11 protein-coding genes are annotated in these 12,529 nt (G+C 66.7%); 6 read left to right on the forward strand and 5 right to left on the reverse strand.

All coding sequences use genetic code 11. The features are described 5' to 3' along the window. Positions 1-26: 26 nt before the first annotated feature. On the reverse strand, positions 27-275 hold the full coding sequence (locus EGH21_RS13680) for a DUF7123 family protein (protein WP_220619046.1): 249 nt from the start codon (positions 273-275) through the stop codon (positions 27-29). 338 nt (positions 276-613) lie between these two features. Between EGH21_RS13680 and pyrH the strand changes: the two genes are divergently transcribed. The 4 genes from pyrH (at position 614) to argS (ending at position 6,650) form a co-directional block, all read left to right on the forward strand. Further along, on the forward strand, positions 614-1,312 hold the full coding sequence (gene pyrH, locus EGH21_RS13685) for a UMP kinase (protein WP_220619047.1): 699 nt from the start codon (positions 614-616) through the stop codon (positions 1,310-1,312). After that, complete coding sequence (gene lysS / locus EGH21_RS13690) at positions 1,305-2,954, forward strand: lysine--tRNA ligase (protein WP_220619048.1); 1,650 nt, start codon at positions 1,305-1,307, stop codon at positions 2,952-2,954. Before pyrH ends, lysS begins: the two co-directional genes overlap by 8 nt. 100 nt (positions 2,955-3,054) lie before the next feature. After that, the gene (locus tag EGH21_RS13695; RefSeq protein ID WP_220619049.1) at positions 3,055-4,818 is read left to right on the forward strand and encodes a site-2 protease family protein; all 1,764 of its coding nucleotides are present in this window, start codon (positions 3,055-3,057) and stop codon (positions 4,816-4,818) included. Between the two features lie 95 nt (positions 4,819-4,913). Next, entirely contained in the window at positions 4,914-6,650 is a 1,737-nt protein-coding gene (gene argS / locus EGH21_RS13700) for an arginine--tRNA ligase (protein ID WP_220619050.1), read from the forward strand. Positions 6,651-6,671: 21 nt separating this feature from the next. Here the strand turns inward: argS and EGH21_RS13705 are convergent, their stop codons facing one another. Continuing rightward, the gene (locus tag EGH21_RS13705; RefSeq protein WP_220619051.1) at positions 6,672-7,493 is read right to left on the reverse strand and encodes a MinD/ParA family ATP-binding protein; all 822 of its coding nucleotides are present in this window, start codon (positions 7,491-7,493) and stop codon (positions 6,672-6,674) included. A 203-nt stretch (positions 7,494-7,696) separates the two neighbouring features. Next, positions 7,697-8,125, reverse strand: coding sequence for an ester cyclase (locus tag EGH21_RS13710; protein ID WP_220619052.1), 429 nt, complete (start codon positions 8,123-8,125; stop codon positions 7,697-7,699). Positions 8,126-8,428: 303 nt separating this feature from the next. Here EGH21_RS13710 and prf1 point away from each other — a divergent pair, with 303 nt between their 5' ends. Together prf1 and EGH21_RS13720 are read left to right on the forward strand one after the other, a co-directional pair. Continuing rightward, positions 8,429-9,682 (forward strand): peptide chain release factor aRF-1, encoded by a 1,254-nt coding sequence (prf1, locus tag EGH21_RS13715; RefSeq protein ID WP_220619053.1) that lies wholly within the window; start codon positions 8,429-8,431, stop codon positions 9,680-9,682. Positions 9,683-9,850: 168 nt separating this feature from the next. Next, positions 9,851-11,116 carry a right-handed parallel beta-helix repeat-containing protein gene (locus EGH21_RS13720; RefSeq protein WP_220619054.1) on the forward strand — a complete coding sequence of 422 codons (1,266 nt, stop codon included), beginning with the start codon at positions 9,851-9,853 and terminating at the stop codon, positions 11,114-11,116. Between the two features lie 179 nt (positions 11,117-11,295). Here EGH21_RS13720 and EGH21_RS13725 read toward each other — a convergent pair whose 3' ends face one another. Further along, on the reverse strand, positions 11,296-11,688 hold the full coding sequence (locus EGH21_RS13725; RefSeq protein WP_220619055.1) for a DUF6276 family protein: 393 nt from the start codon (positions 11,686-11,688) through the stop codon (positions 11,296-11,298). A 39-nt stretch (positions 11,689-11,727) separates the two neighbouring features. Beyond that, the gene (locus EGH21_RS13730) at positions 11,728-12,420 is read right to left on the reverse strand and encodes a V-type ATP synthase subunit D (protein WP_220619056.1); all 693 of its coding nucleotides are present in this window, start codon (positions 12,418-12,420) and stop codon (positions 11,728-11,730) included. Between the last annotated feature and the right edge of the window lie 109 nt (positions 12,421-12,529).

Consider the following 12,529-nt stretch of genomic DNA (forward strand, 5'->3'; position numbering starts at 1 on the left):
GGTCGGGCGGACACCGGACAGCGGCGTTACGCGGGTTCGACGCGCCAGGTGGTCGCGCTCGTGTACGACCACTTCTCGACCTCTATCTCCGAGGCACTGTCCTTGAGTTTCACCATCAGCGCGCCTATCTCTTTCGGGGAGAGGCCGACCTCGTCCGCGATGAACTTGCTCTTGAAGTACATCTCGCCGTCGGCGGCCTTCTCTGCGAGGAAGGACTTGAGACGCTGTTCTTTGGAGGGCTCTTCCTCACCGGAGGGCGTTGCAGTAGCGCTCATCTTTGTCACCTCGACTACGCCTTGTGTCGGAGGGAGTATATAAAGAAAGGAAGCTTCGCGTCGCTTCGGGGTCTTTCAGCCCAAATCAGCGTGAAAGGCATATTTTACGACGGTTCCAGAATCTTTTAGACGTTTTATAATCTGTTTTGAGGTTGTAATCACTACGCGGTAGATGAGCGCGGTGAACGGTGTGGAACACCCCATTCTCAACGGTTTTCCGGACTTTTGACGGCCCATCTTGCCGGTTTCGTGTCAGACGTCCGTCTGCCGTCCGGCGGTGTGGGGGGTGTGAGCGGGCTTGATAACCCTTAAGAACGCATCGCGGCTACGGCGAGACAATGAAGACAGTCGTCTCTATCGGTGGCAGCGTCCTCGTCCCGGACCTGGATGCAGACCGGGTCGCCGCGTACGCCGACGTCGTCGAGTCGCTGGTCGTCGCCGACCAGACGCTCGGCGTCGTCGTCGGTGGTGGCCCCGTCGCTCGGCAGTACATCGGGGCCGCCCGCTCGCTGGGCGCGAACGAGGGCGAACTCGACCAACTCGGTATCGACACGACGCGGCTGAACGCTCGCCTCCTCCTGTCGGCGCTCGACGGCGACGTGGCCGCACCTGCTATCCCGGAAGACTACGAGGAGGCCGCGACGGCGCTCCACCGCGACGATGTCGCCGTCATGGGCGGTGTGGTCCCCGGACAGACCACCGACGCCGTCGCCGCGGCGCTGGCCGAGTACGTCGACGCCGACCGCCTCGTGTTCGCGACGTCGGTCCCCGGCGTCTTCGACGCCGACCCCAACGAGGACCCCGACGCCGAGCGGTACGACGAGATCCGGGCCTCGGACCTCGTCGAACTGGTCGCCCGTGGCGAGTCGCTTGGTTCTGCCGGGTCGAACGCCCCCATCGACCTGCTCGCGACGAAGGTGCTCAAGCGCTCGTCCATCACCGCCGCGGTGGTCGACGGTAGCGACCCCAGCGCGGTCGAACGGGCCGTGCTGAGCGACGACTACGACGGCACCACCATCCTCCCCGACGATGAGTGAGACGGTGCTCGACCCCTACGAGGTCGGCCGGAGTTCCGAGCAGGCGTTCTGGGCGGACGCGGTGGCGGATGTCGTCGAATCCCGGGACCTCGAAGACCCTATCGTCATCAAGGGCGGCGTCTCGCCGTCGGGCGTGCCCCACATCGGTCACTTCAACGAGATAATGCGCGGGTACTTCGTCGCCGAGGCCCTGCGTGACCGGGGCCACGAGGTCCGACAGGTGTTCACCGCCGACGACAAGGACCGCCTGCGGAAGGTCCCCCGCCAACTCGCGGACCTGGAGTGGAACGTCGTCGGTCTGGGCGAGGTCGACGCGGGCGCACTCGGTCGGAATCTCGGGAAACCGTACACGGACATCCCGGATCCCTTCGGCTGCTGTGACTCCTACGGCGCGCACTTCACGAACCTGCTGAAGAAGAGTGCCGAACTCGTCGGCGTCGACGTCGAGTTCGTCTCGAACACTCAACTGTACGAAGACGGCGAGTTCGAGGCCGTCACCCGCCGCGTCCTCGAACGCGCGGACCGTGCCCGCGACGTGTTGGCCGAGTACCAGAACAAGGTCGACGAGGACTACGTCCCGTTCGTCCCGCAGTGCGAGGAGTGCGGGAGACTCACCGAGGGCGTCACCGACGTCGACTTAGAGGCCGGCGAGGTCCACTACGTCTGTGAGGACGTGGAGGCCGGCGACCAGACTATCGAGGGCTGTGGCCACGAGGGCGTCGCCGGCCTGCGGGACGGTAAACTCCCGTGGCGCTTCGAGTGGCCCGCCCAGTGGGAGATTCTCGGCGTCGACTTCGAACCGTTCGGGAAGGACCACGCCGAGGGGTCGTGGCCCTCCGGGGAGGATATCGCCCGGAACGTCCTCGACGTCGACCCGCCGGTCCCGATGGTGTACGAGTGGTTCACGCTGGAGGGCGAACCGCTCTCGTCCTCGTCGGGCAACGTCGTCACCGTCGACGAGGTGCTGGAGATTCTGGAGCCGGAGGTGTTCAAGTACTTCTTCACGAAGAACCCCCGGAAACAGCGGGACTTCTCCGTCGAGAGCGTCGACCGGTTGGTCGACGACTTCGACCGCTTCGAGGCCGTCTACTTCGGCGAGGTCGAGCCACGGGACGAGAGCGAGGTCGAACGCGCCGAGCGCGCCTACCCGATGGTCGTCGACGACCCCCGAGAAGAGCGTGTCCGCATCCCCTACACCTTCGCCGCGGTGCTGGGGATGACCGACGACCCCGCCCTGCGCGAGGACATCGCCCGGAAGGAGGGCCACATCCCCGACGACGCCCCCGAGTGGGCCGTCGACGGAGCGCTGGCCCGCGTCGAACGCGCCCGCAACTGGGCCCGGCGGACGAACAACGAGTTCGACTACGAACTCAAGCGGGCCGAGATGCCCGACGCCGAGTTCGACGACGCCACCGAAGCCGCGCTGGACGACCTCGCGGCGTTCGTCGCCGAGGGCCACGACGGCGACGAGATACAGGGCGAGATATACGAGACGGCGAAGCGCCACGACGTCGACATCGGCGAGTTCTTCGCGGCGGGCTACCGCCTGCTGTTCGACGACACCGAGGGACCACAGCTCGGGCCGTTCGTCGCGAAACTCGACCAGGACTTCGTGGTGCAGCGGTTGCGACGCGAGGCGTGAGCAGCCGCGAAGTGGCACCGGTGCACTGGCCGAGTGAGGAGACCCGACGACGGAGGGCGAACCCGAACCCTCTTGCTTTGCTGGCCCCACGTTCCGGTACATGGTGAGCACGCTCACGTGGGTCCTCGCCGGCGTCGTCGCCTACACGCTGGTGGCGATGGCACTGAAGGCCCGCGGTGTGGTTCCCGATTTCATCCGTTTCAGCGGTCCGATAACGACGATTCACACGCAGAAGGGGAAGATTCTCCTGGAGCGGCTAGCCAGACCCAAGCGGTTCTGGCGGGCCTGGACCAACGTCGGGTTCGGCGTCGCGTTAGTCGTGATGGTTGGGTCGTTCCTACTGGTCGTCCTCGGTGCGTATCAGGCCGTGGTCGACCCCCAACCCTCACAGCTCACCGAACCCCGAAACGTCCTCGTGATTCCGGGCGTCAACGACTTCCTCCCCCTGTCCGTCGCACCCGAGATCGTCGCCGGGTTCGCCATCACGCTGCTGGTCCACGAGGGCGGGCACGGCCTCCTCTGTCGGGTGGGCGACATCGACATCGAGTCGATGGGTATCGCGAGCGTCGCGCTCGTCCCGCTCGGCGCGTTCGTCGAACCCGACGAGGAGGGCGTCCAGAAGGCGGACCGCGGGGCGCAGGCTCGGATGTACGTCGCCGGCGTGACGAACAACTTCGCCGTCGCGTTGCTGTGTCTGGCGCTGTTGTTCGGCCCCGTCGTCGGCGCCATCTCCGTCGTCGGCGGCGTCCCCATCGGCGGGACGCTCCCCCAGTCGCCGGCCGACGAGGCCGGCATCGACAGCGGTGCCGTCATCACGACCGTCGACGGCCAGCCGGTCGCGAACAGTAGCGAACTCGACCGGCGACTCGAACGGGCCGGCGGCACCGTCGACGTGGGCCTCCGCGACGGCGAGACCAGAACTGTCAGGCGGTCGGTGGTGGTCAATAGCGCCGTCGAGGGAAGTCCGCTGGGCATCAACCAGACCGTCGTCGCCGTGAACGGGACGGAGGTCAGGACGACGACCCAGTTCCGCGAGGCGGTCGAGAACCGGAGCGTCGCGACGTTCACGCTGGACGACGGTGAGACGGTCACGACGCCCGTGGGCGGCTACGCCCTCGTCGCCGAAGACGGCCCGCTCGCAGCCGAGGGTGCTCCGATCGGCCAGGCGCTGTACATCACCAGCGTCGACGGCCAGCGGACGCCCAACGCCAGCGCCGTCTTCGGGTCGCTCTCGGACTCCGGACCCGGCGAGGAGGTTCGTATCACCGGCTACACCGGCGGCGAACGGCAGGTCTACGACGTCACGCTGACCGAACGCTCCGACCTCGACCCGGGCATCGGCGTCGACTACGTCGCTCGCGGGACGAGCGGGTTCACGGTCAACGACTTCGGGATACAGGCCTACCCCGCGAACACGTTCCTCGCGCTCATCGGTGGGAACCCGGCCGAGGAGACGCGGTTCGACTCGCTCTCCTTCCCGCAGCTCGTCGGCGCGTCCATCGCCCTGCCGTTCGCGACGGCCGCGCTGGGGTTCCAGTACAACTTCGCGGGCTTCACCGGTATCGCGACGAACTTCTTCACCGTCTCCGGCCCGCTGAGCGTCCTCGGGACCGGCGGCGTGTTCCTGCTCGCGAACCTCCTGTTCTGGACCGGGTGGATAAACCTCGTCGCCGGGCAGTTCAACCTCGTGCCGACGTATCCGCTGGATGGGGGCCACATCCTGCGCGTCTGCTCGGAGTCGGTCGTCTCCAGACTCCCGATTTCGAACCGGCGGCGCGTCGTGACGACGACGACGCTCGGCATCTCGCTCGCGATGATAGGCAGTCTCGTGTTCATCATCGCCGCACCCCAGCTACTGGGGTGACGGGGGCGGCGGTCCGCGGCACCCGCCGCCGGTCGCCACACCACGCCGCTACTCCGCTTCGTTAAGGCTAAATCGGGGCCTCCGATACACCCGGTATGTTTCTACAGATGCGTGCGGAGGTCGAGGACGCCCTCGAAGCCGCACTGGACACCCTCGACCTCCCGACGGAGGACCTCGGTATCGAGGAACCGCCGGAAGACGTCGACGCCGTCCTCGCGTCGAGCGCGGCGTTCCGACTCGCCGGCGAGGTCGGTGCGCCGCCGCCGAAGGTCGCGGCCGACGTCGCCGACGCCATCGACGTCGACTCGCTGACCTACGTCAGTGCCGCCACGACGCAGGGACCGTACGTCAACTTCCTCCCGAGCGACGCCTACTTCGCCGAGACGCTCGACGCGGCGACCGACGACGACTTCGGCCGCCTCCCGGACCGCGAGACGAGCGTCGTCGTCGAACACACCTCCGCGAACCCGACCGGCCCGGTCCACGTCGGCCGAGCGCGCAACCCGATCATCGGCGACGCCGTCGCCCGTGTGCTCGACTACGCCGGCTACGACGTCGACCGGCACTACTACGTCAACGACGCCGGCCGCCAGATAGCGGTGTTCACGTGGGCCTACGAGACGTTCGACGAGTCCGACCTCCCCGAACCCGAACGTGACTCCCCCGAGTACGAGATGGTCCGCTACTACCGGAAGGGCAACTCGTTCCTCGAAGACGGCGACGCCGACGAAGTCGAGACGGCCGAAGCCGAGATACAGGCCATCCTGCAGGGCCTAGAGGAGGGCGACGAGGAGACGTACGAGCGCGTCGCCGAAGTCGTCGACACCGTGCTGGGCGGGATGCAGGCGACGCTCGGCCGCCTCCCCGCCGAGTTCGACGAGTTCGTCAAGGAGACGCGGTTCATGCGCGACGGCAGCACCGACGAACTGGTCGACCGCCTGCAGGGACTCGACTGCGCCGTCTACGAGGACGACGCGTGGCAACTGGACCTGCCCGACTTCGAGAAGAACCTCGTCTTCCTCCGGTCTGACGGCACCTCGCTGTACACGACGCGTGACCTCGCCCACCACGAGTGGAAGTTCGACAACTACGACCGCGCCGTCACGGTGCTGGGCGAAGACCACAAACTGCAGGCCGACCAGCTCTCGGCCGCGCTCGACCTGCTGGGCAACGACACCGACCAGCTCCGGCAGGTGTTCTACTCGTGGGTCAACCTCCCCGAGGGCGGGATGAGCACCCGCGAGGGGACCGGCATCGACCTCGACGACCTGCTGGACGAGGCCATCGCCCGCGCCCGCGAGGAGGTCGAATCGCGGCTCGACGACCGCTCGCGCGGCGAACTAGACGACGAGGACGTAGAACGCATCGCCCATCAGGTCGGTATCGGTGCGGTTCGGTACGACATCGTCTCGAAACAGCCGACGAAGGGCATCACCTTCGAGTGGGACCGCGCGCTGGACTTCGAGGCCCAGTCCGCCCCCTACGTCCAGTACATCCACGCCCGCTGCTGCGGGATTCTGGACGAGGTCGAGACGGTCCCGAGCGACGCGGACTTCGACGCGCTGACCGAACCCGAAGCACGGGACCTCCTTCGCGTCATCGCCCAGTTCCCCGCGGTCATCGAGGAAGCGGCCGAGGACCTCCAGCCCCACAGCGTCGCCACGTACACCCGCACGCTCGCCGAGACGTTCAACGCCTTCTACCGGGAGTGTCCAGTGCTAGACGCCGACCCCGAGACGCGGGCGGCACGGCTGGCGCTCGTAGCGGGTACGCGCCACACGGTCGCCAACGCCCTCGACGCCATCGGGGTCGAAGCGCCGACGTCGATGTGAGACGGGGTCGAAGCAGAACGGCTAGTTGAACAGGCCGAAGACGCCGCCGCCGGACTCTTCCTCGTCCGTGTCCGCCTCCGTTACCTCCTCCTCGTCGACGAACCAACTGTCGTCGACGATGGTGTCGACGTCCTCCTCGACGGTCGCCCCCTCGAAGAACAGGCCTTCGAGCGCGTCGGTCAGGCGGAGGTAGGCGTCGGCGGCGGGGCTCTCGGGCCGGTTGAGGACCAGTGGCTCGTCCGTCGTCGCCTGCGGGTCGTCGGGGACGACGGCCAGCAACGGGAACTCCAACCGGTCGGCGATGGCGGCGACGTCCGTGTGCCGGGTGACGCGGTTGATGATGGCGCCGATGACCTCGCCGTCGATGCGCTCGGCGAGTTCGGCGGTCTTGACGGTGTCACCGACGGCGACGTCGTCGGGCGTGGTCACGAGGACGATGCCGTCGGCCAGTCCCAGCGGGACCGCCACTTCGTGACTCAGCCCCGCACCGGTGTCGATGAGGACGACGTCGTAGGCGTTACGCAGTGTCTTGATGACCTTCCGGAGTTTCGCCGGGTCGGCGTCGGCGAACGCCTCTAGGGACTGCTCGCCGGGGATGACCGTCAGACCACCGGCGGCGTCCGTGAGCGCCTCGCTGACCGCCGCGTTGCCCGCCAGAATCTCGTGGAGGCTCTGCTCGGGTTCGACCGCCAGCATCGCACCGAGGTTCGCCATCCCGAGGTCCGCGTCGACGACGGCCACGTCGTACCCGAGTTCCTGCAGACCGGCACCGACGTTGACCGCGGTCGTCGTCTTCCCGACGCCGCCTTTTCCGCCCGCGACAGTACATACGTACCCCGCCATAATCTGATTGTGTGTCCCCTGTACGGGAACTCATATAAACCCGGCTGTCCCTGCGCCGGAGTACCACACCGTGGTCGGGAGTTCGAGTCCACGGAGTTACGACACGGCGCCGAGTGTCCCGACTGCGGCGGGCCACCGGAGCCGGGCTGGCAGGAGTGACGACGAGATGGGGCTCCTGCACTGTCCGGTGGCTCCGGCGCCGCTCACACACGCAGGTGTGCCGGCGGGTCGAAGGCTTCGAGTTGCTCCAGGAGTCCCAGTCGGTCGGCTTCGAGCCAGATCTCCGCGATTTCGTCGTCGTCGATTCGATACATGACGAGTCCCGTCCACTCGACGGTGTGACCGGTCGGTTCGATACCCTGATAGGTCCCCGAGTGAGTTCCGTTGACGGTGTATCTGACGACCACCTTGTCGTCCTGGGCGACGACGTGGTCCGTCCGTCCCGCGTAGTCCGGGAACGCCTCGAAGTGGACGTCGAGGAACTCCAGTATCTCGTCGACGCCACGCAGTGTCTCGTGGGGGCCGTGTTCGACCACGTCGTCGGCGAGGATGTCGGTCATCGCCTCGCGGTCACGCCGGTTGAACGCGTCGAGATACCGTCGAACGAGTTCCGTGTTGGCTTCTGTGGACATTGTCGTACCTCGTGAGCGCCCTGCCGAGAACGTCGCCGTACGACGAGTGCCGTCGGTGCGCACCTCGGACATCGAACGCCACCACGTTAACTGTTAGCACGCGACAATTTCGCCGGCTCCGAGTCCGTCGACCGACGCCGTCCAGATGCTCGCCGTCACGCGGCACTCCCGCTGACCGGTACGCAGGCGCACACGCCGCCGGTCCACGACTCGTTCCACCCCGTTCGCTCTCCGAGGGCGCTCCCGTTTGTCGCGTCCCTCGCTGTCAACAGGTTCTTACGCAACGTCGGCGAAAACAGAGTAATGAGCGAGCAGGAAGGACAGGAGCAGTCGGACAAACAGAAGTACGAGTTCCGGAAGGTAATCGAGGAACTCAAAGGCTACCAGGGCTCGGGGACACAACTCGTCTCTATCTACGTTCCCGAGGACAAGCAGCTGAGCGACGTCGTCGCCCACGTCACCCAGGAGCACTCCGAGGCATCGAACATCAAGTCGAAGGACACCCGCACCGCCGTGCAGGACGCCTTGACCTCCATCAAGGACCGTCTGCGCTACTACGACAATCCGCCAGAGAACGGGATGGTGTTGTTCTCCGGCGCTATCGACACCGGGGGCGGCCGCACCGACATGGTGACGAAGGTGCTGGAGAGCCCGCCGGACCCCATCCAGTCGTTCCGGTATCACTGCGACTCGAACTTCCTCACCGGACCGCTGGAGGAGATGCTGGCCGACAAGGGCCTGTTCGGCCTCGTCGTGCTGGACCGGCGCGAGGCCAACGTCGGGTGGCTCAAGGGCAAGCGCGTCGAACCCGTCAAGTCCGCCTCCTCGCTGGTGCCCGGGAAACAGCGGAAAGGTGGACAGTCCGCCCAGCGATTCGCCCGCCTCCGTCTGGAAGCCATCGACAACTTCTATCAGGAGGTGGCCGGGATGGCCAACGAACTGTTCGTCCCCGACCGTCACGAGATGGACGGCGTCCTCGTCGGCGGCCCCTCGCCGACGAAAGACGAGTTCCTCGACGGCGACTACCTCCACCACGAACTGCAGGACATGGTGCTGGGGAAGTTCGACGTGGCCTACACCGACGAGTCCGGCCTCTACGACCTCGTCGACGCCGCCGACGAGGTGCTGGCCCAGCACGAGATGCTGGAGGACAAGCAGGTCATGGAGGAGTTCTTCAAGCAACTCCACGACGGCGACAAGGCCACCTACGGGTTCGACCAGACGCGGCAGAACCTCAACATGGGCGCCGTCGAGACGCTCCTCATCTCCGAGGACCTCCGGAAGGACGTCGTCGCCTACACCTGCGAGAACGGCCACGACGAGTTCGACCTAATCGACAGCAGCAAGGCCACGCCCGACCACGACTGTACGCGGTGTGCCGCGAGCGTCGACGCCGAGGAGGGCGAGCGCGAGGACGCCATCGACCATCTGATGGAACTGGCCGAACAGCGCGGGACCGAGACGATGTTCATCTCGACGGACTTCGAGAAGGGCGAACAACTCCTGACCGCCTTCGGCGGCGTCGCCGGACTGCTCCGGTACTCGACCGGCGTCTAAGCACCGTCCGACGCCGACCCGTCGGCACCGTCCGCGACCCGGATTTTCGACAGCTAAGCACCGATTACCGACCGGTCGACGGCGAGGACCGACCGTCGGGCGGCCCAAAGATGGTCCTACTCGGAGTGGCGCCTCGATAACAATACGGCCGCTACCTGACCGAACGGTATGCGCCGCAAACCGGCCGCGGGACCCGGCACTGCCGTGCTGTACTGTCTCCTCGGACTCGGGCTGTGTGTCGGCCTCACACTGGCCGGCACGGGCCTCGCACAGCAGTCGACCGACGGTGGGACGCCGGTGTCGTCGTGTACCGTGGTCGACGACCCCGGCCGGTACGAACTGACCGCGAACCTCTCGGCCGAGACGGGCGTCTGTCTGTACGTCCGGTCGGACGACGTGACCATCGACGGGAACGGGCACGCCGTCACTGGGAGCGGGACCGCCAACGGGACCGGCATCCTCGTGTTCAACGGGACCGCCGACCAGCGCCGCCGTGGCCCCGAACTGTCGAACGTCACCGTCCGTGACGTGCGCGTCGATGGCTGGGGGACCGGCGTCGCGTTCGGCGTCTTCGCCCGCGACGGTCCCCGGGCGACGCTCCGGAACGTCACCGCGAGCAGCAACCGGTTCGGCGTCCGTCTGCTGGACGCCGACGGGTCGACGCTCCGCAACGTCACCGCGACCGGCGGGTCCGACGGACTCGTCCTCTGGGAGACGGCCGACGTCCGCGCCACGGATATCGTGGTAGCCGGGAACGACGACACCGGCCTGTATCTGGCACAGGAGGTCACGAACGGGACGTTCCGCCGTGTGACTGCGGTCGACAACGACGACGAGGGTGTCTACTTCTCGACGTCCGTCGCCCGGAACCGACTGTCCGAGGCGCGCGTGATGGCCAACCGCGGCCCCGGTATCGAGTTCGCCGACAGCGACCGGAACGTCGTCGAGAACGCGACGGTGGTGGGTAACAGCGGCCCCGGCGTCCTGAGCGACCCCGCGAACGCGGACCGCCTCAGGAACGTGACGGTTCGGGACAACGGTGGCGGTGCCTACCTGAGCAGGAGTGCCGTCGGCGGCGTCGTCGCCGAGAACGTCCGCCTCGGTACCCGGACGACGGTCGACTGGACCAGCGGGGTCGAGCGGGTAGCCGTGGTGTCCCCACCACCCGTCTCGCCAGCGAACACGACTGTTGTCAGCGACAGCGTGCGTATCGGAACGGCCGACGGGCGCAACGCCACGGTCGACGTTCGTCTCGGCTACGACCGGCAGGCAGTCACGCGGACGGGCGAGCGCGTCGCACTCTGGCAGTGGACGGCCGGGAACTGGACGCGTCGCTCGAACGCGACGGTCGACGAACGCACGGGCACGGTCTCCGGGTCGGTCGGCGGCGACGGCGTCGTCGCCGTCCTGTCCGGTGGTGACGATACGAACTGAGACGCGACTGCCACGACGCTGGTCGGGGAGTCAGAATGGGGAACGGGGGTGGACGGGACGGCGTAGTGGGGGTAGTGGGGAGACCGCCCGTCCGCGAAGGGATACACACGCTCGGATACTGCACTTGGATACAGTCGCCGTCACCACTAACTCGTTGTACCTAACTAGTGAGGTTCAGTTCAGAGTAACTGTTCGAGCTGGTGGCGTCGGCGCGCGAGGTCGACGTGGGCGTCGTCGCCGTAGCTGTCGGCCAGTCGGTCGACGACGAGCAGCGGGTCGGTCCCGGCCCGTTCGACGCGTTCGAGCAGCGCCGTGATCTCCTGTCGGTGGAGCGCCAGCGAGTCCAGCAACCCCAGCAACAGCACCATCGGGACGCCGGCCGCGGCGTCGCTGGGCATCGCGTCGTCGAGCGTCGTCAAGTCGGGCGTCGACTCGGGCGGGTCCTCGGACGGCCCCATCGCCAGACAGATCCGACAGATGGTCGCGCCAGTGGCGTTTCCGGGGAGGTACTCGCGGAGTTCGGCGGGCACTGGGACGGCGAGCGTCTCGCCACCACACTCGGCACAGGACATAGAGAACAGACGGACGGCGTGTGGATAGGCGTACCGGCCTCAGTCGTCCGCGGCCAGCGGTTCGACTTCCTCGTCTTCTTCTTCCTCGGCGGCGAGCGCGTCCTCCTCTTCCTCCTTCTTGGCCTTGATCTTCTTCATCCGGAATATCTCCTCACGCTCCTGTTCTTCGAGCTTCTGCTCGATGTACTCCTTGTTGTCGTAGAGGTCCGGGAGCAGTTTGAACTCCAGCGCGTTGACACGGCGCTTCGTCGTCTCTATCTCCTCTAGCATCTTCTTCATCGCCGTCTCGACTTCGGCCGCGAGGATGATGTTCTCGATGAGTTCCTCGTAGGCGTCGGCCGCCTCGTCGATGCGGGCGGAGGTCCCCATCACGCCGTATCCGCGCTCGTCCAGCGACTTGCGGACGCCTTTCGAGTCGATCTGCGGGACGACGACGCCCATGATGTTCTTCGACTGGGTGGTCAGTTCGGGGTGCTCTTTCAGTGCGGCCGCCGCGCCCCGGACGGCGACGTCGCCCTCCATCGCACGGGCCATGTTGATGGCACGCTGTGCGCGGTCGTAGGAGTCGTCTAGGTCGTCACGGACGTCCTGTGCCTGGTCGAGGATGTCCATGAACTCCATGATGAGGCCGTCACGCTTCTTCTCCAGCGTGTCGTGCCCACGCTCGGAGAGCTCGATGCGGTCCTCTATCTGCATCAAGTTCTTCCGGGTGGGTTTGACGTCCTTCGCCATTACCGGGCCGTTTCGGGCGTAGCCAGTTAACCGTTTTCAGTCGGCCCGGGGCGATAGCGGTGGCTATCCGGTGTGGACGGCGAAAAAGCGGGGGTCGACCGCTCGTCGG

This window comes from Haloarcula rubra (genome assembly GCF_019599465.1).
Lineage (GTDB): Archaea > Halobacteriota > Halobacteria > Halobacteriales > Haloarculaceae > Haloarcula > Haloarcula rubra.

Bases quoted from the DNA above. Each gene is read 5' to 3' on its own strand.
- EGH21_RS13680 (WP_220619046.1), bottom strand. From the start codon at position 275: ATGAGCGCTACTGCAACGCCCTCCGGTGAGGAAGAGCCCTCCAAAGAA.
- pyrH (WP_220619047.1), top strand. From the start codon at position 614: ATGAAGACAGTCGTCTCTATCGGTGGCAGCGTCCTCGTCCCGGACCTG.
- lysS (WP_220619048.1), top strand. From the start codon at position 1,305: ATGAGTGAGACGGTGCTCGACCCCTACGAGGTCGGCCGGAGTTCCGAG.
- EGH21_RS13695 (WP_220619049.1), top strand. From the start codon at position 3,055: ATGGTGAGCACGCTCACGTGGGTCCTCGCCGGCGTCGTCGCCTACACG.
- argS (WP_220619050.1), top strand. From the start codon at position 4,914: ATGTTTCTACAGATGCGTGCGGAGGTCGAGGACGCCCTCGAAGCCGCA.
- EGH21_RS13705 (WP_220619051.1), bottom strand. From the start codon at position 7,493: ATGGCGGGGTACGTATGTACTGTCGCGGGCGGAAAAGGCGGCGTCGGG.
- EGH21_RS13710 (WP_220619052.1), bottom strand. From the start codon at position 8,125: ATGTCCACAGAAGCCAACACGGAACTCGTTCGACGGTATCTCGACGCG.
- prf1 (WP_220619053.1), top strand. From the start codon at position 8,429: ATGAGCGAGCAGGAAGGACAGGAGCAGTCGGACAAACAGAAGTACGAG.
- EGH21_RS13720 (WP_220619054.1), top strand. From the start codon at position 9,851: ATGCGCCGCAAACCGGCCGCGGGACCCGGCACTGCCGTGCTGTACTGT.
- EGH21_RS13725 (WP_220619055.1), bottom strand. From the start codon at position 11,688: ATGTCCTGTGCCGAGTGTGGTGGCGAGACGCTCGCCGTCCCAGTGCCC.
- EGH21_RS13730 (WP_220619056.1), bottom strand. From the start codon at position 12,420: ATGGCGAAGGACGTCAAACCCACCCGGAAGAACTTGATGCAGATAGAG.